Here is a 19,825-nt window from a genome sequence, read left to right on the forward strand (position 1 = left end):
ATGAACGCGCCCCTCACCCCCGGCGAGGAGACCTCCCTCGACATGGCGCGCGGCTCCTTCGCGCCCGCCTTCACCCTGCCCGACCTGACCACCTCCCTGCCGCCCGCCCCCTTCGAGGCCTCCCCGGCCGGCGCCGCCGAGGCCGCGCGGATCACCGCCCTGCCCCCCGCGGGGCTGTTCCGCCGGCTCCTCGCCGACCAGGAGAGCGAGGGCGTGCTGCTCGCCGCCCGCCGGGTCCTCGCCGCATTCCTGGCCCCCGAGCCCGACGACCCGGAGCTGCCGGAGCCCGCCGACGCCGACGGGGTCGCGGCTCAGGTGCTGGCCGCCCGCGCCGAACTCGCCGCCGTCCTCGCCCCGCTGCGCACCCACCCCGACCCCGAGGTGCGCACGGCCGTCCTGCGCCAGCGCGCGCCCCTGGCGCTGACCGGCGGATGCTGGCTGGACACCCTCTCGCAGGCCGCGACCCAGCCCGCCGAGATCGTGGGCCGCCTCTTCGGGCAGCACTGGCTGCTCCAGGGCGAGGGCACCACCGAGGCCGGCATGCTCGGCCGCCGCCGCCGGGCCCTGGTCGGCCACGGCGTGTTCCTGTCCGGGGTGGAGGCCGCCGCCTTCCTCGACGAGACCGGCGCCCGCCCGCTCACCGCCCTGCACGGCGCCTTCCACCTGGCCCTGTCCCGGCTGCCGGCCTCCTTCCTCCCCGAGGTCGTCGGCGTCCACTACGCCGCCCACGCCCTCGGCCTGGACGACCTGCTGCTCGGCATCGAGCCGATGCTCGCCGAGAGCGACGTGCGCCCGCTGCTCGCCGAGTACCTCTCCTTCACCGAGCAGTCGCCCACCGGAGCCGAGGACCGCCGCCGCGCGCTGGCCGCCGTACGCCTGCTCGTACGCCTGGAACGCGAGCACACCGCGGCCCTCTCCGAGCTCGCCGCCTGGCACGACGGGCTCTCGCTGGACGCCCGGGTCGCGCGGATCGTGGAGCGGCACGCGCCGCACGCGGGCCGCCAGCACCGCGCGGTGCGCCTGGGCACCCGCAAGCTCACCGACTGGCTCGACGACGGGCAGCTCGACCCGGCCGCCTTCGTACGGGAGTTCCGCACCGCCCGCCAGATCCGGCCCGCCCGCGACGGCGGCCCCTGCCGCTTCCTGAAGTCCATCAAGTTCGGCGGCCCCATGTTCGGCATCTTCGACGAGCGGGAGGCGGCCGTCCTGGCCGCCTGGGCGCAGGCCGTCGCCGACGGCGAACCCGCGGGCGCGGACCTCGTGCCCAGCACCGCGGGCGACGAGCCGGCCCGCGCCTGGAGCGGCCGGCTCGCCACCGTGCGGCCCGCCGACGTGCTCGTCCGCGAACCCGAGGACCCCGGCGACCACCGCCGCTTCTTCCACCGCCTCGTCACCTTCGAGCGTCACCCGAACGTGCTGCCGCAGGCCCGCGCCCGCGCCGAGGCCGGGCTGGCCGAGGCCGAACTGCTCTTCGCGCACGGGGCCGACGGCGTGCTGACCGACGCGAGCTGGTTCCCGTACACGCCCGGGGCGCTGATGGAGCGGGTCGAGCGGATCTACTGGGACAAGCTGGTGGACCCGTACGAGCCGCTCACCGAGATCCCCTCCCGCGACGAAGTCGTCTTCGAGCAGTCGACGTACGCCCTCGGCAGCCTCATCGACGGCACCTGGGCGCACCGGATCGGCAACCTGGGCCGCCGCGGCCGGCGCAGCGACGACCTGCTCTTCTCCATCTACGCGGACGAGATGGGCCGCGGCGACATGGCCAAGAACCACATCACGATCATCCACAAGGTGCTGGCCGGCATGGACATGGACCTGCCGCACATCCGGCAGGAGGCCTTCCTGCACCAGGGCGACCTGCCGGACCACCTGTACGGCTTCTCCATCCACCAGGTGTGCCTGTCGCTCTTCCCCGACAGCCTCTACAACGAGATCCTCGGCTACAACCTGGGCATCGAGATGTTCGGCCTCGGCGCGATGCGGCTGCACGAGATCCAGAAGCTGCGCCGCCACGGCCTCGACGTCTCCTACGAAGAGGCCCACCTGTCCATCGACAACTTCTCGGCGGGCCACGCCCGCCAGTCGGCCGAGATCGTCGTCGCCTACCTCGACGAGGTGCTGCGCGGTTCCGGCGAGGAGGCGGTGCAGCGCGAATGGCGCCGCATCTGGCGCGGCTACGCCTCCTTCGCCTACTTCGTCGAGCACGCCCTGGTGAAGCGGGTCCGCGCCGCCGAGGCTGCCCCCGAGCCGGTCGCCGCCCCTGCCGACACCCCCGCCGACCTGGTCATCTGAGGAGCCGGACGATGGAACTGACGACGAGCTTCGACCCCGAGGTCCTCGCCCTGCCCTTCTACGAGGACTCCCACCGCCGCCTCGCCGAGGAGGCCGGGGCCTGGTGCGACAGCAACCGGGTGCTGTGGGAGGAGATCCGCGCCCTCGACCCGGACGCGGCCGGGCGCCGGCTCGTGCGGGCCCTGGGCGCTGCGGGCTGGCTGGCCGAACTGGACCCCCGGGGCGCCCCGGTGGACGACTTCCGCGCGGTGTGCCTGCGCCGCGAGGCCCTCGCGTACGCGGAGGACCTCGCCGACTTCGCCTTCTCCATCCAGGCGCTGGCCGCGACCCCGCTGCTGCGCTTCGGCAGCGAGGCGCAGCGCCGCCGCTACCTGCCGGGGATGGCGGCGGGGACCCTGATCGGGGCCTTCGCGGTCTCCGAGAAGGAGGCCGGCTCGGACGTGGCCTCGGTGGGGCTGGAGGCGGTGAAGGACGCGGCGGACGGTTCGTACGTGCTCGACGGGCGCAAGGCCTGGATCGCCAACGGGACCATCGCCGACGTGTTCGTGGTCATCGCCCGCACCGGGCAGGGCCCCGGCCCGCTGGGGCTGTCGGCCTTCCTGGTGCCCGCGGCGACTCCCGGCCTGCGGGTCGAGCGGATCGACGCGATCGCCCCGCGATCCTTCGCGCACCTGTCCTTCGAAGGGTGCCGGCTGCCTGCGGACGCGCTGCTGGGGCGGCCGGGGAAGGGGTTCGTGGTCGCCGTCGACCTGCTGGAGCGGTTCCGTACGACGGTCGGCGCGGCGGCCCTCGGCTTCGCCCGACGGGCCTTCGACACCGCGCTCGCCCACGTCCTGGGGCGGGAGGCGTACGGGGCCACCCTGTTCGACCTCCAGCTGGTGAAGGCCTCCCTCGCCGACATGGAGGTGCAGCTGAACGCGGCCGCGCTGCTGGTGGCGCGGGCCGCCTGGGAGACCGACCGCGGCAGCCGGCGGTTCGCCCGGCACTCCAACATCGCGAAGGTGCACGCCACCGAGGCCGCCCAGGGGGTCGTCGACTCCGCCGTGCAGCTGCTCGGGGCGGCGGGCATCGTGCAGGGCTCGGTCACCGAGCGGCTGTACCGGCAGATCCGCTCCCTGCGCGTCTACGAGGGCACCTCGGAGGTGCTCAGGATGGCCATCGCGGGCTCCCTCGACATGCGCAGGGCGGCCCGCGCGACGGCCGCCTGATCCGGAGGCCGGGAGCGAACGTGCCGTGCGGGGCGGTTCCCAACGACGAAGACCGCAACCGTCAATTGAGGAAGCACGACGGCGGGCCACCAAGTCCGCGAGAGCGGCGCCGGTTCAGGCGCAAAAGAGGGAGTTTCTCAGTGAGCACCACGACCGTCAGCCCCGTCGAGGCCGTCCGCCTCCCGGACCCCTACCCCTTCTACGCGCGCCTGGTGGCCGAGCGCCCCTTCGCCTTCGACGAGGCGCTGGGGGCCTGGGTGGCGGCCGACGCGGCCGCGGTGCGCGCGGTGCTCGGCAGCGGCGTCCTGCGGGTACGGCCCGTGGCGGAGCCGGTTCCGGCCGGGATCGCCGGCACGGCCGCCGGCGAGGTGTTCGGGCAGCTGGTGCGGATGACCGACGGCGCGGCGGCGGCCCGCCTGAAGGGGGCCGTCGCGGGGTCCCTGGCCACTGCCGACACCGCGTACGCGGGGGAGCTGGCGGCCCGGTTCACCCGTGAGGCACTCGCCGCGGGCGGCGAAGTCCCCTACGAGGAGCTGATGTTCGGGGTCCCGGCGCGGGTGGTCGCGGTGCTCGCCGGGCTGACCGGGGGCGCCGACCGCGAGGCGGCCCGCGCGATCGCCGACTTCGTCCGCTGCATCCCCGCCACCGCGGGACCCGAGGACCGGGAGGCGGCCGCGGTGGCCGCCGTCCGGCTGCGCGAACTCCTCGGCCCGGTACTGGACTCGGCCGCCGCCGCCGGCCCGGAGGCGGCGCCGGGCGGCACGCCGGGGGCGGCGTCCGGTGCCGGGATCCGGGAGGGGTACGGCGCCGGCCGGGCACACGGACTGCTCGCCGGGCTGGTGCGGGCCGCCGACCGGGAAGGCCTGGTCGACCTCGGCCCGCTGCTCTCCAACGCCATCGGCTTCCTCTCCCAGACCTACGACGCCACCGCCGGGCTCATCGGCAACACCCTGGTCGCCCTCGCCCGGGGCGCGGAAGCCCCCGACACGGGCGCGCTCGTGCGCGAGGTGGTCCGCCACGACGCCCCGATCCAGAACACCCGCCGCTTCGCCGCCGGGGCCTTCACCCACGCGGGCTCCACCGTGGAGCCCGGGCAGCAGCTCCTCGTGGTGCTCGCCGCCGCCAACCGGGACCCCGCCGTCAACCCGGACCCCCACGCCCTGTCACCCGGCCGGGTGAATCCCGTGATCTTCACCTTCGGCGCGGCGGCCCACCGCTGCCCGGGGGAGCCGCTCGCGGTGGCGCTCGCCACCGCCGTCGTCACCGAACTGCGCACGGCAGGCTGGAGCGCCACAGCGACCCCCGCCTACCGCCCTCTGGCGAACGCCCGGATCCCGCTCCTCTAGCGCGCAGGCACTCCCAGGACGTCGCCCCCGCAACCGCGATCAGGCCGGGGGTCTCCCACCCCTATGCCTTCAGACAGGACAAAACGCACCATGTCGGACAGTACTCACCTCTGGATGCGCCACGAGGCCCGCCCCACCGAGCGCCGCGCCCCCCTCACCCCGCACGACGCGGGCCGCCTGGTGGAGGCCGGGGTCCGGATCACCGTCGAGGAGTCGGACCAGCGCGCCTTCCCCCTCGCCGACTACGCCGCCGCCGGCTGCGCCACCGCCCCCACCGCCTCCTGGGACGCCGAGGCCCCCGCCGACGCCTACGTCCTCGGCCTCAAGGAACTCCCCGCCGGCCCCGCCGCCCCCGCCCTGCGCCACCGCCACATCTACTTCGCCCACGCCTACAAGGGCCAGTCCGGCGCCGCCGAACTGCTCTCCCGCTTCACCGCCGGCGGCGGCGCCCTGCTCGACACGGAGTACCTCACCGACGAAGCCGGCCGCCGCGTCGCCGCCTTCGGCTACTGGGCCGGCTACATCGGCGCCGCCCTCGCCGTCCTGCACCACCGCGGCACCCTCACCACCCCGCTGACCCCCACCGACCGGCCCGCCCTCGACGCCCTCCTCGCCTCCGGCGCCACCGCCGGCGACCCCACCACCGCCCTCGTCGTCGGAGCCCTCGGCCGCAGCGGCCGCGGCGCCTGCGACGCCCTCGTGCGGGCCGGACTGGAACCCACCCGCTGGGACCTCGCCGAGACCCGCTCCCTGGACCGGGCCGCGCTGCTCGGCCACGACCTGATGGTCAACACCGTCCTGACCACCACCCCCGTACCGCCGTTCCTGACCAAGGCCGACCTCGACGACCCCGCCCGCCGCCTCTCCCTCCTCTCCGACGTCACCTGCGACGTCACCTCCGACTGCAACGTCCTGCCGGTCTACGACGAGACCACCACCTGGACCGAACCCGTCCGCACGCTGCGCGCCGAGGCCCCCCGCCTCGACCTCATCGCCATCGACAACCTCCCCTCCCTCCTCCCCGTCGAGGCCAGCACCGCCTTCTCCGCCGAACTCGCCCCGCACCTGATGCGCCTGGCCGAGTGGGACGGCGTCTGGGCCCGCGCCCTGCACACCTACCGGACCGCAGTCGAAGCCCAGGAGGCACCCCTTGTCCGCTGACCCGCCCTCACCCGCCGCGGCGCCGGCGTCCGGCACCGTCCACTGGATAGGCACCGGCCTGTCCACCGGCCGTTCCGGCCTGTCCCTCGTCTGTGAGCGCGCCCGTCGCGTGGTCCTGTGGGACCGCACCGCCGAGCGCGCCACCGCCCGCCTGGCCGCCCACGGCCTCGCGGGCCGCGCGGAGGTCCGCGCCCTCACCCCGTCCGCCCTGGCGGACGGGGTGGGCCCCGGAGACGTCCTCGTCTCCATGCTCCCCGCCGCCGAACACCCGGCGCTGCTGCGGCTGGCGACCGACCGCGGGGCCCACTTCGCCTGCACCAGCTACGTCTCCCCGGAGCTCGCCGCGCTCGCCGGCGCGGCCGCCGCCCGGACCCGTACCGTCGTGCTCACCGAGGCCGGACTCGACCCCGGCATCGACCACCTGATGGCCCACGACCTGGTCGCCCGGGGCCGCGAGGCCATCGGCTCGTTACCGGCGACCGCCGCGTTCACCTCCTACTGCGGAGGGGTCCCGGCGGTCCCCAACGCCTTCCGCTACCGCTTCAGCTGGGCCCCGTACGGGGTCCTCGCGGCCCTCGGCTCCCCGGCCCGGCACATCGACTCCGGGGCCGAACGCACCGCCGCCCGCCCCTGGGAGGCCACCCGGCCGCTGGTCCTGGCGGGCGAGGAGTTCGAGGTCTACCCCAACCGCGACAGCCTCCCCTTCGTCGCCCAGTACGGCATCCCGCACCAGTGGCAGCTCGCCACCTTCGTCCGCGGCACCCTGCGCAACGCGGGCTGGCGCACCGCCTGGAAGGAGGTCTTCGACACCGTCTCCGCGGGCGATCCCGCGGCCGTCCGCGCGCTGGCCTCGGCCCTCGCCGCCCGCTACCCCACCACCCCCGCCGACCGCGACCGCGTCGTCCTGTCGGTCTCCCTCGAACTGCGCACCGCCGCCGGGACCCGCTGGCGCGGCTCCCACCTGCTGGACCTCACCGGCGACGGCGAAGAGTCCGCGATGGCCCGCTGCGTCTCCCTCCCCGTCGCCTACGGCGTGACCCGCATCCTGGCCGGCGCCCTCCCCGCCGGCCTCAACCGGGCCGCCGAGACGCCCCGGGAGACCACCCGCTGGCTCACCTTCCTCGCCGCCCACGGCCTGGGCGGGACCTGCGAAGAAACCTCCTCCACCCCCTCAGGAGTCCCGGCATGACCCAGCCGACCGCGCACCCGTCCCACCCCGCCGCCCACGGGCCGCTCCCCGAGGCCTTCGTCCTCACCGGCGCCTTCCGGGTCGTCTGCCGCAACCCCCGCTACCTGGAGGAACTCGCCGCCCGCGGGCTGAAGATCCTCCTGATCACCCCCGAGTCGTACCGGGACGCCGCCGAGACCGCCCGCAAGGACCCCGAGCACCCGGCCTCCCTGATCAACGAGATCGCCTACGTCGACGGCTCCCTCGACCTCGACGGCTCCTTCACCCCCGGCTTCGCCGCCCGGGCCCGCGCCTGGCACGGCCGCTACACCGTGCGCGGCGCCTACGCCGTCGGCGAGACCCTGGTCGAGCAGACCGGCCTGCTGTGCGACGCGCTCGGCCTGCCCGGACCCGGACTGCGCGCCACCCGCGTCTGCCGCAGCAAGTACCTCCAGCGCTGGTACCTCGACGCCTTCGGCCCGGCCTGCCTGGTGGTGCCGCCCGGCGGCCGCGAGGACACCGACCTGACCGCGCTGAACTACCCGGTCGTCGCCAAACCCGCCACCCGGCACTCCAGTTCGGGCGTGGTCGCCGTCGAGGACGCCGGGGCGATGCGCGCCCTGCTGATGGAGTACCCCGCCCACGAGACCGTGCTGATCGAGGAGAAGGCCACCGGCCAGGAGTACTCCGTCGAGACCCTCGTCCAGCACGGCGAGCCCGTCTTCGCGTCGGTGACCCGCAAGGAGACCACCGAGTCCGGCGCGCACACCTTCGTGGAACTCGCCCACTCCGTCCCGGACCCGTCCGGCGCGCACGACGCGGTCCTGCTCGACGCCAACCGCCGGATGCTGGACGCCCTCGGCTTCCGCGACGGCATCGCCCACTCCGAGTGGCGCGTCGGCGCCGACGGCCGCCCCTGCCTGATGGAGGTCGCCGCGCGCACCCCCGGCGACGGCCTGCTCGCCCTCTACCACCTGGCCACCGGGCAGCCGATGGAACCCGAGATCATCAAGATCGCCCTCGGCGAGCCCGCCTCCTACCCGGCCCCGCGCCGCTTCACCCGCCAGGTCTACCTCGACCACGCGCCGGGGATCCTCGCCGACGTCACCCTCGACCGGCCCGGCGTGCGCCCGCAGTGGGTAGGCGAGGCCGGGATGTGGCCCGAGTGGCGGCCCGGAGCCGCCGGGGACCCGGCCGCGCTGCGCGCGCTCCTCGTCCTGAAGGAGGCCGGCGCCCGGCTGGGCCCGCTCGCCAGCTCCGACGACCGCGCGGTCACCTTCCTCCTCGACGCCCCGACCGCCGACCGCCTGGACGAACTGGAGCGCTCCGTACGGGCCGCCGTCACCGTCGTCACCGAACCGGAGGCCGGCGCCGATGAGCACTGACGTCCGCCCCGCCGAGGCCGCCCCGGAGCCGGCGGCCGCGCCCGCCGCACCCGGGGTGTGGGTGACCTTCAAGGAGGCCCCGCGCGCGGTGAAGACCGTACTGGCCGGGGTGCTCGTCAACCGGCTCAGCGGCTTCCTGCACGTCTTCCTCGTCCTCTTCCTCACCGCCGAGGGCCACTCCAAGGGCCACACCGTCATCGCCCTGGGCGTCTACGGCGGCGGGGCCGTCGCCGGCTCCCTGGCCGGCGGCACCCTCGCGGACCGGCTCGGCATCCGCGGCGCCACCGTGCTCTCCATGAGCAGCACGGCCGTGCTCACCGCGTCCCTGCTCTACCTGTCCGACTTCACCCTGCTGCTCTGCGCCATCGCGCTGGTCAGCCTGGGCGCCCAGCTGTTCCGCCCCGCCTCGGCCACCCTGCTCGCCGAACAGACCGACGGCGACCGGCAGATCATGATCTTCGCGATGTACCGCTTCGGGCTCAACGTCGGTGCGACCGCCGCCCCGCTGCTGGGCTACGCGCTCTACAACGCCGGCGGGCAGACCTACACCCTGCTGTTCTGGGGAGAGGCCGCCCTCGCCCTCGCCTACGCGCTCGTCGCACGGGCCACCCTGCCCGCCAGGAGCCCGGTCCGCACCGGGCCGGTGCGGGAGGCCGCCCCCACCGGCGGCTACGGCGCGGTCCTGCGCGACCGCCGCTACCTGCTCTACCTCGTCGCAGCCTTCTTCCACTCCGCCGTCTACATGCAGTACCTCTCCACCCTCCCGCTGTCCCTGAAGGACGCGCACATCGCGCTCTTCTGGTACACCTTCGCGGTCGCGCTCAACGGCTTCATCGTCATCGCCTTCGAGCTGCTGGTCACCAAGGTCTCGCAGCGCTGGCCCCTGAAGATCACCATCGGCCTGGGCTTCGCCCTCGTCGGTGCCGGCGTCGCCTGCTACGGACTGCCGATCGGGCCCGCCGCCGTGGTCATCGGCACCCTCGTCTGGTCCCTGGGCGAGATCCTCGGCGGCCCCGCCGTCTTCGCCTACCCGGCGGGCGCCGGGCCCGAGGCGCTGCGCTCCCGCTACATCGGCAGCTTCCAGTTCACCTTCGGCCTGGGCTCCGCCCTCGGGCCGATGGCCGGCACCTGGCTCTTCCTCCAGTACGGCCAGCTCGTCTGGCCGCTGGTCGGTGCCTGCTCCCTGCTCGCCACCCTGTTCGGCCTGATCGCCGTACGCACGCGCCCGGCCGCCGCGGCCTAGCGCTCCCCACCCCACCCCCTCCTCTTCCCTTACCGAATCGAACGAGAGGTTCCGACCATGGGGCACGAGAGCTTCCGGCCGGGCATCACGCACTTCCGCTGCCTGGGAGTCGGCGTGGGCCCGGCCAACCTGAGCCTGGCCTCCCTGCTGCACAGCAGGCCGGACGTACCCAATCTCTTCCTCGACCGCAAGGAGTCCTTCAGCTGGCACGACGGCCAGCAGATCCCGGGCACCACCCTCCAGGTCTCCCAGTTCAAGGACCTGGTGAGCCTCGCCGATCCCGCGAACCCGTTCTCGTTCCTGTCGTACCTGCACGCCAAGGGACGGGTCTACCACTTCCTCAACGCCCAGTTCGAGGACGTGCCGAGGCTGGAGTTCCGCAACTACCTGGCCTGGGCCAGCCGCCGCAACGAGAACATCGTCTTCGGCGAGGGCGTCCGGGAGGTCGGCTTCGACGACGGCCTCGGCGCGTTCACCGTCCGCACCGACCGCCGCGAGCTGACCGCCGAGAACGTCGTGATCGGCGTCGGCAGCCGCCCCTGGGTCCCGCCGCAGGGCGAAGGACTGCTCGGCCCCACGCAGTTCCACGTCGCCGACTACCTGAACGCCGCCCGCGACGTCGGCGGCAAGCGGGTCGTGGTCATCGGCGGCGGCCAGTCCGGTGCCGAGGCCTTCCTCGACCTGATCTCCCGCAGCGGCTGGGACCTGCCCCGCCGGGTCTCCTGGATCTCGCGGCGGCCGAACTACCTCCCGATCGACGACTCGCCCTTCACCAACGACTACTACATGCCCAGCCACGCGGACTACTTCTACGGACTGCCGCGCGAGCGCCGCCAGTCGCTGAACTCCAGCAACCTCCTGACGAGCGACGGCATCTCCGAGTCCACGCTGCGCGAGATCTACCAGACCATCTACGTCCACCGGTTCGTCGAGGGCAACGAGGACCTGGTCGCCCTGCACCCCGGCCGCGAGGTCTTCGACGTCTCCACCGGACCCCTCGGCGGCTGGGAGGTGTGCGCCCGGCACACGGGCGAGGCGGAGTCCACGGAGAGGTTCGAGGCCGACATCGTCGTCTGGGCCACCGGATACCGGCCCGCGGCCATGGACTTCCTCGCCCCCCTCACCGGTCGTCTGGAGCACGAGGGCGAGGAACTGCGCGTCGACGAGGACTACGCCGTCCGCTGGGACGGCCCCGCCGACCGCCGGATCTTCGTCCAGAACGGGGTCCGCGGCCAGCGCGGCCTCGCCGACCCCAACCTCAGCCTCAACGCCTGGCGCAGCCGGCGCATCGCCGACCGGCTGTGCGGCGTACGCGGAGACGAGCAGCTCGCCTCCTTCATCGAATGGTCCTCCAAGGCCCCGCAGGACGAACGGTGGAGCGCCTGATGCCCGCCACCGGCCCGTCCACCGACGCCACCGGCCCCGCCACGGAACCCCTCGCCGGCCCCGACGCCACCGAGCCCGCCGGCTACCGCGCCGCCGCCCCCGACGCCGGCGGCCCCACCGGCGCCCGCACCGGCATCGCCGTCGTGGGCGCGGGCATCCTCGGGGTGCTCATCGCCCGCGAGATCCTCAACCGCGACCCCTGCGCCACCGTCACCGTCCTCGACCGGGACATGATCGGCTCCGGCGCCACCCGCCGCTCCGCCGGACTCCACTTCCCGCGCGGCGCGAACGACACCGTCCGCACCCTGGCCGCCGAGAGCGAGCGCTTCTACGCCGACCTCCACACGGCCCGCCCGGACCTGCCCATCCACCCGCTCGGCATGACCGTCCTGGCCCCCGAGAGCGCCGAGGAGCGGCTGCGCGAGGTCTACCTGCCCGAGGCCAAACTCCGCTGGACCACCGAACTCCCGCCCGCGGCCGGTCCCCTGCCGGAGAACTTCGGAGCCTGGGAGGGCGACGGCTGCCAGTACGCGGACGTGCACGCCCTGACCCAGCTCCTCGCAGCCGAACTGCGCCCCCGGGTCGCCTTCCGCGAGGGCGTCGCCGTCACCTCCGTCGCCGCCGGGCCCGGCGGCGCGCGCCTGACCCTGACCGGCGGCGCCACCCTCACCGCCGGACACGTGGTGATCGCCCCCGGGCCCTGGCTCGCCGAAGCCGCCTGGCGGGACCTGGTGGCCCCCCTCGGCGCCCGGGTCAAGAAGATAGTCGCCCTGCACATCGACCGGGCGCCCGCCCCGGGGGACCGGGCGGTCGTCCTGCACGCCGAGGACGCGTTCCTGCTGCCCTTCCACCACCGCGGCCACTGGCTGTTCAGCTACACCTGCCGGGAGTGGGACGTCGACCCCGCGGCCGTCGACCCCGCCCTGACCGCCGGCCACCTGCGCGAGGCCCGCGCCCTGCTCACCCGCTACGCCCCGGACCTGGCCGCCCACTGCCGCTCCGGCCGGGTCTTCTGCGACGCGTACGGGCCCGGCGGCACGCCCCTGGTCACCGCGCTCGACCCCTACGGCCGACTGGTGTTCGCGGGCGCGGCGAGCGGCTCCGGCTACCGGCTGGCCCCGGCCCTCGCCGCCCGCGCCGCCGATCTGATCCCCTCCCTCCCGTCCCCGCGAAAGGCCACGACATGATCATCGCGAGTTACGACGCCGACGTCCTGGAGCAGGCGTTCGGCATCGACATGAGCGGCGTGGAGGGGCTGGGCACGGCCGCCGGCTGGGGCCGCGTCGCCCCGGGCCGCGCCACCGACAGCCACCGGCACGACGAGACCGAGCTGTTCGTCATCGTCTCGGGCCGCGGCGAGTTCGTCATCGACGGAGAACGCCACCCCGCCGCCCCCGGAACCGTCGTCCTCTTCGAACCCTTCGAGTCGCATGTCTTGGAAAACACCAGTCTGGAAAACACCAGTCCGCAGAACACGCAGGACACCGGCGGGGACGGGGCCGACCTCGTCTTCTTCACCCAGTACTGGCGCGACGCCCAGCGCGCCGCCACCTCCGCCGCCGACCCGGTCCGCAAGGGCTTCGGCGACCGCCCCGTCTTCGTCTTCTCCACCCCGCCCACCCCCAACGGCGACCTCCACCTCGGCCACCTCTCCGGCCCCTACCTCGGCGCCGACGCCTTCACCCGCTACCAGCGCATGACCGGCGCCGAGGCCTACCACCTCACCGGCAGCGACGACTACCAGAGCTACGTGGTCGCCGCCGCCGCCAAGGACGGCACCACCCCCGCCGGGACGGCCGCCCACTACAGCGCCGAGATCGCCGAAACCCTGCGGCTGATGGACATACCGCTCGACCAGTACACCGTCACCGACCAGGACCCCGCCTACCGCGAGGGCCTGCGGGACTTCTTCGGCAAGGTCGTCGCCTCCGGCGAGATCGCCGTCACCGAGACCGACGCCCTCTACGACGCCACCACCGGCGGCTACCTCTACGAGGCCGACGTCAAGGGCGGCTGCCCGGGCTGCGGCTCCACCACCTCCGGCAACATCTGCGAGGAGTGCGGCGAGCCCAACACCGTCGCCGACCTGAGCGGCCCCCGCTCGGCCCGCTCCGACGCCCCGCCCACCACCGCGCCGGCCGCCCGCTGGACCCTGCCCCTGCATGCCTACGCCGGCGACGTCCGCGCCCACCACCGCCTGGGCCGGGTCCCGGCCCGGCTGCGCGAACTCGCCGACCGGCTCTTCCGCCGCCCCGACCTGACCATCCCCCTCACCCACCCCTCCACCTGGGGCGTCGAGCCGCGCGAGACCGGCACCGACGGCCAGGTCATCTGGGTGTGGCCCGAGATGAGCTACGGGTTCCTGCACGGCATCCAGTCCCTCGGCGCCCGCCTGGGCCGGCCCTGGAAGGCGGCGGACCCGGCCGCCGACTGGAAGATCGTCCACTTCTTCGGCTACGACAACAGCTTCTACCACTCCGTCCTCTACCCGGTCCTCTACCAGCTCGCCTTCCCCGGCTGGACCCCCGACATCGACTACCACGTCAACGAGTTCTACCTGCTCGAAGGCGAGAAGTTCTCCACCAGCCGCCGCCACGCCATCTGGGGCAAGGAGATCCTCACCCCCGACACCGTCGACTCCGTCCGCTACTTCCTCGCCTCCACCCGCCCCGAGGGCACCCGCACCGACTTCCGCCGCGCCGCCTACGAGGCCACCCTGACCGACACCCTCATCGGCACCTGGCAGCAGTGGCTGAACGACCTCGGCGCCCGCGTCGCCAAGCACCACGACGGCCTGGCCCCCGACGCCGGGAACTGGACCGCCGAACACTCCGCCTTCCTCGCCCGCCTCGGCACCCGCCTCGCCTCCGTCACGGGCGCCCTGCAGAACGACTCCTTCTCCCTCAACCAGGCCGCCGCCGAACTCGACGGCATCGTCCGGGACACCGTCCGCTTCGCCCGCGCCGAAGGCCTCCTCACCGACACCCCCGGCTGGGAGGCCGAGAACCGCACCGCCGTCGCCCTCGAACTGGCCGCCGCCCGGCTGCTCGCGCACGCCGCCGCCCCCGTCATGCCCCGCTTCGCCGACCGGCTCGCCGCCGCCCTCGCCGCGGACGCCCCGAGCACGTGGCCCCGTAGCGTCGAACTCCTCGCCCCCGGCAGCGCCGTCACCCTCGCCGACGCCGTCTTCTTCCGGCCGGCCCCGCCCGCCCCGCCCGCCGAGCCGGCCCTCACCCCCTGGCTCACCGGGATCGCCCGCACCGTCCTGCGCCTCGGCGAGGACGAGCAGATCGCCCACCGCACCCTCACCCAGCTCGCGGCCGGCTCCCTCCAGGCCGTCACCGTCCAGTACCAGATCCTCGACGCCCTCGACGTCGACCTCTCCATGGACGAACTCCTGCACGGCGGCACCCTCGCGGAACTCGCCGCCGTCATCGCCGAGCGCGCCGAGCCCTCCGCCGTCGCCGCCCTGACCCCGGGGGACGCCCGATGAACGCCCGCCACATGCTGCGCGAGATAGCCCGGCGCGGACTGTCGGTCACCCTCACCGACGGCGACCTGCGCCTCCAGGGAAACCGCGAGCGGATGGATCCCGAGTTCATCGCCTCGCTCAAGGCCGCCAAGCCCGAGCTCGTCGCCCACCTCGCCCGCGAGGCCGAACACGGACCCGGCTTCCCCCTCACCCCGCTCCAGCGCAGCTACTACCTCGGCCGCAGCGGGATCTTCGAGATCGGCGACGTCGCCAGCCACGTCTTCCACGAGATCGAGGGCGACTGGGACCTCGACCGCCTCCAGGCCTCCCTCGACACCGTCGTGGCCGCGCACAGCGCCCTGCGCTCGCGCTTCCTCTCCGACGAACGCCAGGTCACCGAGTACGGCGACCACGCCCCGCGCATCGGCGTCCTCGACCTGCGCGGCCACAGCCCCCGCCAGCAGGACCTGATCCGCGCCGAACTGCGCGAAATGCGCTCCCACCAGGTGCTCCCCGCCGACCAGGCACCCCTGCTCACCGTCGACGCGACCATCCTCGACGACGACCGGATGGTGCTGCACGTCGGCCACGACGGGCTCGTGATGGACGGCATCAGCATGTTCCTGTTCTTCCGCGCCTGGTGGCACGCCTACCAGAGCCCCACCGCGGACGTCCACGAGGAACTCCCCTACGAGGACTACGTCGCCGCCCTCGAAGCCGCCCGCGACCGCGCCCCCGCCCGCCGCTCGCGCGACTACTGGATGCAGCGCTGCGACGACCTCGCCCCCCACCCCGACCTGCCGCTGCGCACCAGCCCGGCCGCCCTGACCGGCACCCGGTTCACCCAGCGCACGGTACGTCTGGGCCGCGAGGACTGGAGCGCCCTCAAGGACCGGGCCGCCGCCGCCGGACTGACCCCCTCCGCACTGCTGCTCGCCGCGTACGCGGAAACCCTGTCCACCTGGGGCGCGGGGGAGCGGTTCACCCTCACCACCACCGTCGCCCACCGGCCGCCCGTGCACCCCCGGGTCTTCGAGGCCATCGGTCAGTTCTCCGACACCCTCCTCGTCGAGGCCGAGGTCGACCGCTCCCTGCCCTTCGCGGAACGCGCCAAGGCCCTCCAGACCCGCCTGCACACCGACATCGACCACCGGCACTTCTCCGGCATCGAGGTCCTCAAGGAACTGGCCCGCCGCCGCGGCGGGGTGGCCGGCGCCCGGATGCCCTTCACCTTCAACAGCGCCATCGGACACGTCAGCAGCGAGGTCGACGGCTCCGCCCTGGAACTCTTCGGCGAGGAGGTCTTCTCCGTCAGCCAGACCCCGCAGGTGTGGCTCAACGCCTTCGCGATGGAATGCCGCGGCGACCTCGTCGTCCAGCTCGACGGCATCGACGAACTCTTCTGCGAGGGCCTCCTCGACGACCTCGCGCACGGCTACGGAACCCTCCTCGCCGCCCTCGTCGACGAGAGCGCCTGGCAGCTGCACCACTTCGACCTGCTGCCGCCCGCCCAGCGGGCCCGCCGCGACGAGGCCAACGACACCGCCGTGGCCCTGCCCGACGAGATGCTCGGCGACGCCATCGTCGCCCAGGCCGCCCGCACCCCCGCCGCCCCCGCCGTCCTGACGTCCGACCGCACGATGAGCTACGGCGAACTCCTGCACCGGGCCGCGACCGCCGCGACCTGGCTGCGCGGACAGGGAGTGGGCCGCGGCGAACTCGTCGGCCTCGTCATGCGGCGCGGGCCCGAGCAGATCGTCGGCATCCTCGCCACCGTCCTCGCCGGCGCCGCCTACCTGCCCGTCGACGCCGACCTGCCCGCCGCCCGCCAGGACTACATGCTGGCCGACGGCGAGGTCCGCTGTGTCCTGACCAACACCGGCCGGCCCGACTCCGGTGACATCGCCTGCTTCGACCTCACCCAGCCCTGCTCCGGCCGCGCCGAGGTCCCCGACCGGCTCCCCGGATCCCACCCGGACGACCTCGCGTACGTCCTCTACACCTCCGGCACCACCGGCGCCCCCAAGGGCGTCATGGTGACCCACCGCAACGTCGCCAACGTCGTCGCCGACTGCCAGACCCGCTTCGGGATCACCCCCGAGGACCGGTTCATGGCCATCAGCGCCTTCAACTTCGACCTGTCCGTCTGGGACGTCTTCGGCGCCCTCGCGGCCGGCGCGGCCCTCGTGATGCCCGACCGGGACAAGGCCGTCGACCCCGCCCACTGGCTCGACCTGTGCCGTCTGCACGACATCAGCGTGTGGAACTCCGTCCCCGCCATCGTCGGCCTCCTGCACGGCCAGGCCCGCGCCGACGGCGCCGTACCGCCCGCCCTGCGCCTGGTCATGATGAGCGGCGACCGGCTCCCGCCCGCCCTGCCCGCGCAGCTGCGCACGATGATGCCGGAGCTGGAGGTGGTTTCCCTCGGCGGCCCCACCGAGACCACCATCTGGAACATCCTGCACCCCGTCGGCGCGCAGGAGGACGGCAGCGAGTCCATCCCCTACGGACGCCCCAACGCCAACAACCGCGCCTACGTCCTGGACCGCCACGGCCGCGACGCCCCCGACTGGGTCACCGGAGAGATCGTTGCCGCCGGCGCCGGCCTGGCGCGCGGCTACTGGCGCGACGAGCAGCGCACCGCCGAGCGGTTCCACGAGGACCCCGTACGCGGCGAACGCCTCTACCGCACCGGCGACCTCGGCCGGTACCTGCCCGACGGCGACATCCAGATCCTCGGCCGCAGCGACTTCCAGATCAAGATCAACGGCTACCGGATCGAGGCCGGGGAGGTCGAGACCCGCCTCGCCGCCCTCGCCGAGGTCACCCGCGCCGTCGTCGCGGCCCAGGGCAACCGCCTCGTCGCCCACCTGGTGCCCGCGGGCGAGCACCGTCCGCACCTGAACGACCTGCGCGGGGCGCTGCGCTCCGACCTGCCCGACTACATGCTCCCCGCGGCCGTCCTGTGGCACGACGAGCTGCCCCTGACCCGCAACGGCAAGGTGGACCGCACCCGGCTCGCCGAACTCGGCGCGCAGGCCCCCGCCGACGCACCGCCCACCGGCGGCAGCGCCCCCGCCACCCAGGCCGAGAAGATCCTCTGCGACATCTGGTCCACCGTCCTGCGCCGCCCCGACGTCGGCGCACTGGACACCCTCGCCTCCCTCGGCGGCGACTCCATCGCGGCCGCCCGGATCCTCACCGCCGCCCGCAAGCGCTTCGGCGTCACCCTCACCCTCGACCAGTTCTCGGAACTGGAGACCGTCCGCGCGATGGCCGCCGTACTCATGCCGGGAGTGGCCCGATGACCGCCGCGCCGACCCCCGCTCCGGCGCGGGCGTCCGCCGCGGGCCCGGCCGGGGGCGACGGCGTCCCCGAGACGATCCGGCGGATCGTCAGCCGGCCGCCGGACGGCGGGCACATCTCCGTCGCCCGCCTGGACGGGACCCGGACCGTCCCCCTGCGCGACCTCCACGACCGCTCCGGCCGCCTCGCCCACCACCTGCGGGACACCTACGGCATCGGTCCCGGCGACCGCATCGGGATCCTCGCCGCCAACAGCCTGGAATGGGTGCTCCTCGACCTCGCCGCGCTGCGCCTCGGCGCGCAGACCGCGGGCCTGGAACCGGGCAAGTTCACCCCGTCCACCGCGCTCATGGACCGCTACGGCCTCCACCTGCTCTGCACCGACCAGCCCACCGACGTCCCCGACACCCTCACCACCGACCGGATCTGGGACCTCACGGAGCCCACCGGCTCCGCCGACGCCCCGCTGCCTGCCGTCACCTGGGGCGCCCGGGATGTCACCACCATCAAGTTCACCTCCGGCAGCACCGGCGTCCCCAAGGGCCTCGGCGCGACCGCCGGCAGCATCGACAGCGCCCTCACCGCCGTCCAGGAGATCTTCGAACACACCCCGGACGACCACCTCTTCGTCTTCCTGCCCCTCTCCCTCCTCCAGCAGCGCTACTGGGTGTACTCCGCGCTGCTGCACGGCCACGACGTCACCGTCACCACCTACGAGGCCGCCTTCGCGACCCTGCGCCGGGTCCGCCCCACCGTGGTCATGGGCGTCCCGGCCTTCTACGAGTCCGCCCGCCGCACCATCGACGGCCGGCTGCGCCGGTCCGCCGGCCGCACCCTCCCCGAGGTGGCCCGCGCCCTGTTCGGCGACCGCATCCGCTACCTGTGGACCGGGTCCGCGCCCGCCGCGCCCGCCGTCCTGCGCTTCTTCACCGAGGCCGGACTGCCGATCTACGAGGGCTACGGGCTCAACGAGACCTGCATCGTCACCAAGAACCACCCCGGCGCCCACCGCGAGGGCAGCGTCGGCAAACCGCTCCGCGGCAAGGAGGTGCTGATCGGCGAGGACGGGGTCATCAGCGTCCGCAGCACCCACCCCGTCAACAACCACTACGAGTACGCCCGCCCCGGCGACTCCGAGAAGGTCTTCTCGCCCGACGGCACCGTCCGCACCGGCGACCTCGGCCACCTCGACGAGGACGGCTTCCTCTTCGTGCACGGCCGCGCCGACGACGTCATCGTCCTCGACAACGGCAAGAAGGTCGTCGTGCGGCCCATCGAGGAACTGATGCGCGCCGACCCCGCGATCGCCGAGTGCGTGGTCTTCAGCCCCACCCAGACCGAACTCGTCGCCGTGGTCTCCCCGGCCGCCCGGCCCGCGGACGCCCGCGCCATCGCCGCCCGGCTCGCCGCGACCAACGCCGCCACCGCCCCCGACGAGCGGATCAGCCGGGTCGTGGTCGCCGATCCGCCGTTCAGCATCGGCAACGGCCTGCTGACCTCCCAGTACAAGCCCAAGCGCCCCGACATCCGGGCCGCCTACCACTCCCCGCTGCACACCCAGGAGGCCGGAATCCATGCCTGAGACCCCGAACGAGATCGTATCGGCCGCCCGCGAACAGCTCTCCCTCGTACTGATCCCCGAGGTCGAGCCCCACGCCATCGACCCCGCCGCCGACATGGTCGCCGCCTACGGGCTGACCTCCCTCAACAAGGTCCTCTTCCTCACGGAGGTCTGCGAGGAGACCGGCGTCGACCTCGCCCACTTCACCGAGCACGACCTCGCCGACATGCGGACCCTGCGCGACGTCACCGACGCCCTCACCCGCCACCACCACGCCACCACCGGAGCCTGAGC

General features: G+C 74.1%; 13 protein-coding genes. All 13 read left to right on the forward strand.

What is annotated here, in order from left to right:
• Complete coding sequence (locus ACEPPI_RS13225) at positions 1–2,295, forward strand: iron-containing redox enzyme family protein (protein ID WP_373915423.1); 2,295 nt, start codon at positions 1–3, stop codon at positions 2,293–2,295.
• A gap of 11 nt (positions 2,296–2,306) precedes the next feature.
• Positions 2,307–3,503 carry an acyl-CoA dehydrogenase family protein gene (locus ACEPPI_RS13230; RefSeq protein WP_373915424.1) on the forward strand — a complete coding sequence of 399 codons (1,197 nt, stop codon included), beginning with the start codon at positions 2,307–2,309 and terminating at the stop codon, positions 3,501–3,503.
• A 140-nt stretch (positions 3,504–3,643) separates the two neighbouring features.
• Complete coding sequence (locus tag ACEPPI_RS13235) at positions 3,644–4,849, forward strand: hypothetical protein (RefSeq protein ID WP_373915425.1); 1,206 nt, start codon at positions 3,644–3,646, stop codon at positions 4,847–4,849.
• Between the two features lie 90 nt (positions 4,850–4,939).
• Positions 4,940–6,010: a saccharopine dehydrogenase gene (locus tag ACEPPI_RS13240; protein ID WP_373915426.1), complete on the forward strand. Its 1,071-nt coding sequence runs from the start codon at positions 4,940–4,942 to the stop codon at positions 6,008–6,010.
• A complete protein-coding gene (locus ACEPPI_RS13245; protein ID WP_373915427.1) occupies positions 6,000–7,199 on the forward strand; it encodes a saccharopine dehydrogenase family protein in 1,200 nt (399 codons plus the stop codon). The genes ACEPPI_RS13240 and ACEPPI_RS13245 overlap by 11 nt, the downstream gene beginning before the upstream one ends.
• A complete protein-coding gene (locus ACEPPI_RS13250) occupies positions 7,196–8,563 on the forward strand; it encodes an acetyl-CoA carboxylase biotin carboxylase subunit family protein (protein ID WP_373915428.1) in 1,368 nt (455 codons plus the stop codon). Before ACEPPI_RS13245 ends, ACEPPI_RS13250 begins: the two co-directional genes overlap by 4 nt.
• Positions 8,553–9,806 (forward strand): MFS transporter, encoded by a 1,254-nt coding sequence (locus ACEPPI_RS13255; RefSeq protein ID WP_373915429.1) that lies wholly within the window; start codon positions 8,553–8,555, stop codon positions 9,804–9,806. The genes ACEPPI_RS13250 and ACEPPI_RS13255 overlap by 11 nt, the downstream gene beginning before the upstream one ends.
• A gap of 57 nt (positions 9,807–9,863) precedes the next feature.
• Entirely contained in the window at positions 9,864–11,192 is a 1,329-nt protein-coding gene (locus tag ACEPPI_RS13260) for a lysine N(6)-hydroxylase/L-ornithine N(5)-oxygenase family protein (protein WP_373915430.1), read from the forward strand.
• Positions 11,192–12,379, forward strand: coding sequence for an NAD(P)/FAD-dependent oxidoreductase (locus ACEPPI_RS13265; protein WP_373915431.1), 1,188 nt, complete (start codon positions 11,192–11,194; stop codon positions 12,377–12,379). The genes ACEPPI_RS13260 and ACEPPI_RS13265 overlap by 1 nt, the downstream gene beginning before the upstream one ends.
• The gene (locus tag ACEPPI_RS13270; RefSeq protein ID WP_373915432.1) at positions 12,376–14,685 is read left to right on the forward strand and encodes a class I tRNA ligase family protein; all 2,310 of its coding nucleotides are present in this window, start codon (positions 12,376–12,378) and stop codon (positions 14,683–14,685) included. The genes ACEPPI_RS13265 and ACEPPI_RS13270 overlap by 4 nt, the downstream gene beginning before the upstream one ends.
• Complete coding sequence (locus tag ACEPPI_RS13275) at positions 14,682–17,972, forward strand: amino acid adenylation domain-containing protein (RefSeq protein ID WP_373915433.1); 3,291 nt, start codon at positions 14,682–14,684, stop codon at positions 17,970–17,972. The genes ACEPPI_RS13270 and ACEPPI_RS13275 overlap by 4 nt, the downstream gene beginning before the upstream one ends.
• The gene (locus ACEPPI_RS13280) at positions 17,969–19,552 is read left to right on the forward strand and encodes an AMP-binding protein (RefSeq protein WP_373915434.1); all 1,584 of its coding nucleotides are present in this window, start codon (positions 17,969–17,971) and stop codon (positions 19,550–19,552) included. Before ACEPPI_RS13275 ends, ACEPPI_RS13280 begins: the two co-directional genes overlap by 4 nt.
• A complete protein-coding gene (locus ACEPPI_RS13285) occupies positions 19,545–19,823 on the forward strand; it encodes an acyl carrier protein (RefSeq protein WP_373915435.1) in 279 nt (92 codons plus the stop codon). The genes ACEPPI_RS13280 and ACEPPI_RS13285 overlap by 8 nt, the downstream gene beginning before the upstream one ends.
• The last annotated feature ends 2 nt before the right edge of the window (positions 19,824–19,825 follow it).

The sequence above is a fragment of the Streptomyces sp. AB3(2024) genome, from assembly GCF_041862025.1.
Classification (GTDB): Bacteria; Actinomycetota; Actinomycetes; order Streptomycetales; family Streptomycetaceae; genus Streptomyces.

Bases quoted from the DNA above. Each gene is read 5' to 3' on its own strand.
- ACEPPI_RS13225 (WP_373915423.1), top strand. From the start codon at position 1: ATGAACGCGCCCCTCACCCCCGGCGAGGAGACCTCCCTCGACATGGCG.
- ACEPPI_RS13230 (WP_373915424.1), top strand. From the start codon at position 2,307: ATGGAACTGACGACGAGCTTCGACCCCGAGGTCCTCGCCCTGCCCTTC.
- ACEPPI_RS13240 (WP_373915426.1), top strand. From the start codon at position 4,940: ATGTCGGACAGTACTCACCTCTGGATGCGCCACGAGGCCCGCCCCACC.
- ACEPPI_RS13250 (WP_373915428.1), top strand. From the start codon at position 7,196: ATGACCCAGCCGACCGCGCACCCGTCCCACCCCGCCGCCCACGGGCCG.
- ACEPPI_RS13255 (WP_373915429.1), top strand. From the start codon at position 8,553: ATGAGCACTGACGTCCGCCCCGCCGAGGCCGCCCCGGAGCCGGCGGCC.
- ACEPPI_RS13260 (WP_373915430.1), top strand. From the start codon at position 9,864: ATGGGGCACGAGAGCTTCCGGCCGGGCATCACGCACTTCCGCTGCCTG.
- ACEPPI_RS13265 (WP_373915431.1), top strand. From the start codon at position 11,192: ATGCCCGCCACCGGCCCGTCCACCGACGCCACCGGCCCCGCCACGGAA.
- ACEPPI_RS13270 (WP_373915432.1), top strand. From the start codon at position 12,376: ATGATCATCGCGAGTTACGACGCCGACGTCCTGGAGCAGGCGTTCGGC.
- ACEPPI_RS13275 (WP_373915433.1), top strand. From the start codon at position 14,682: ATGAACGCCCGCCACATGCTGCGCGAGATAGCCCGGCGCGGACTGTCG.
- ACEPPI_RS13280 (WP_373915434.1), top strand. From the start codon at position 17,969: ATGACCGCCGCGCCGACCCCCGCTCCGGCGCGGGCGTCCGCCGCGGGC.
- ACEPPI_RS13285 (WP_373915435.1), top strand. From the start codon at position 19,545: ATGCCTGAGACCCCGAACGAGATCGTATCGGCCGCCCGCGAACAGCTC.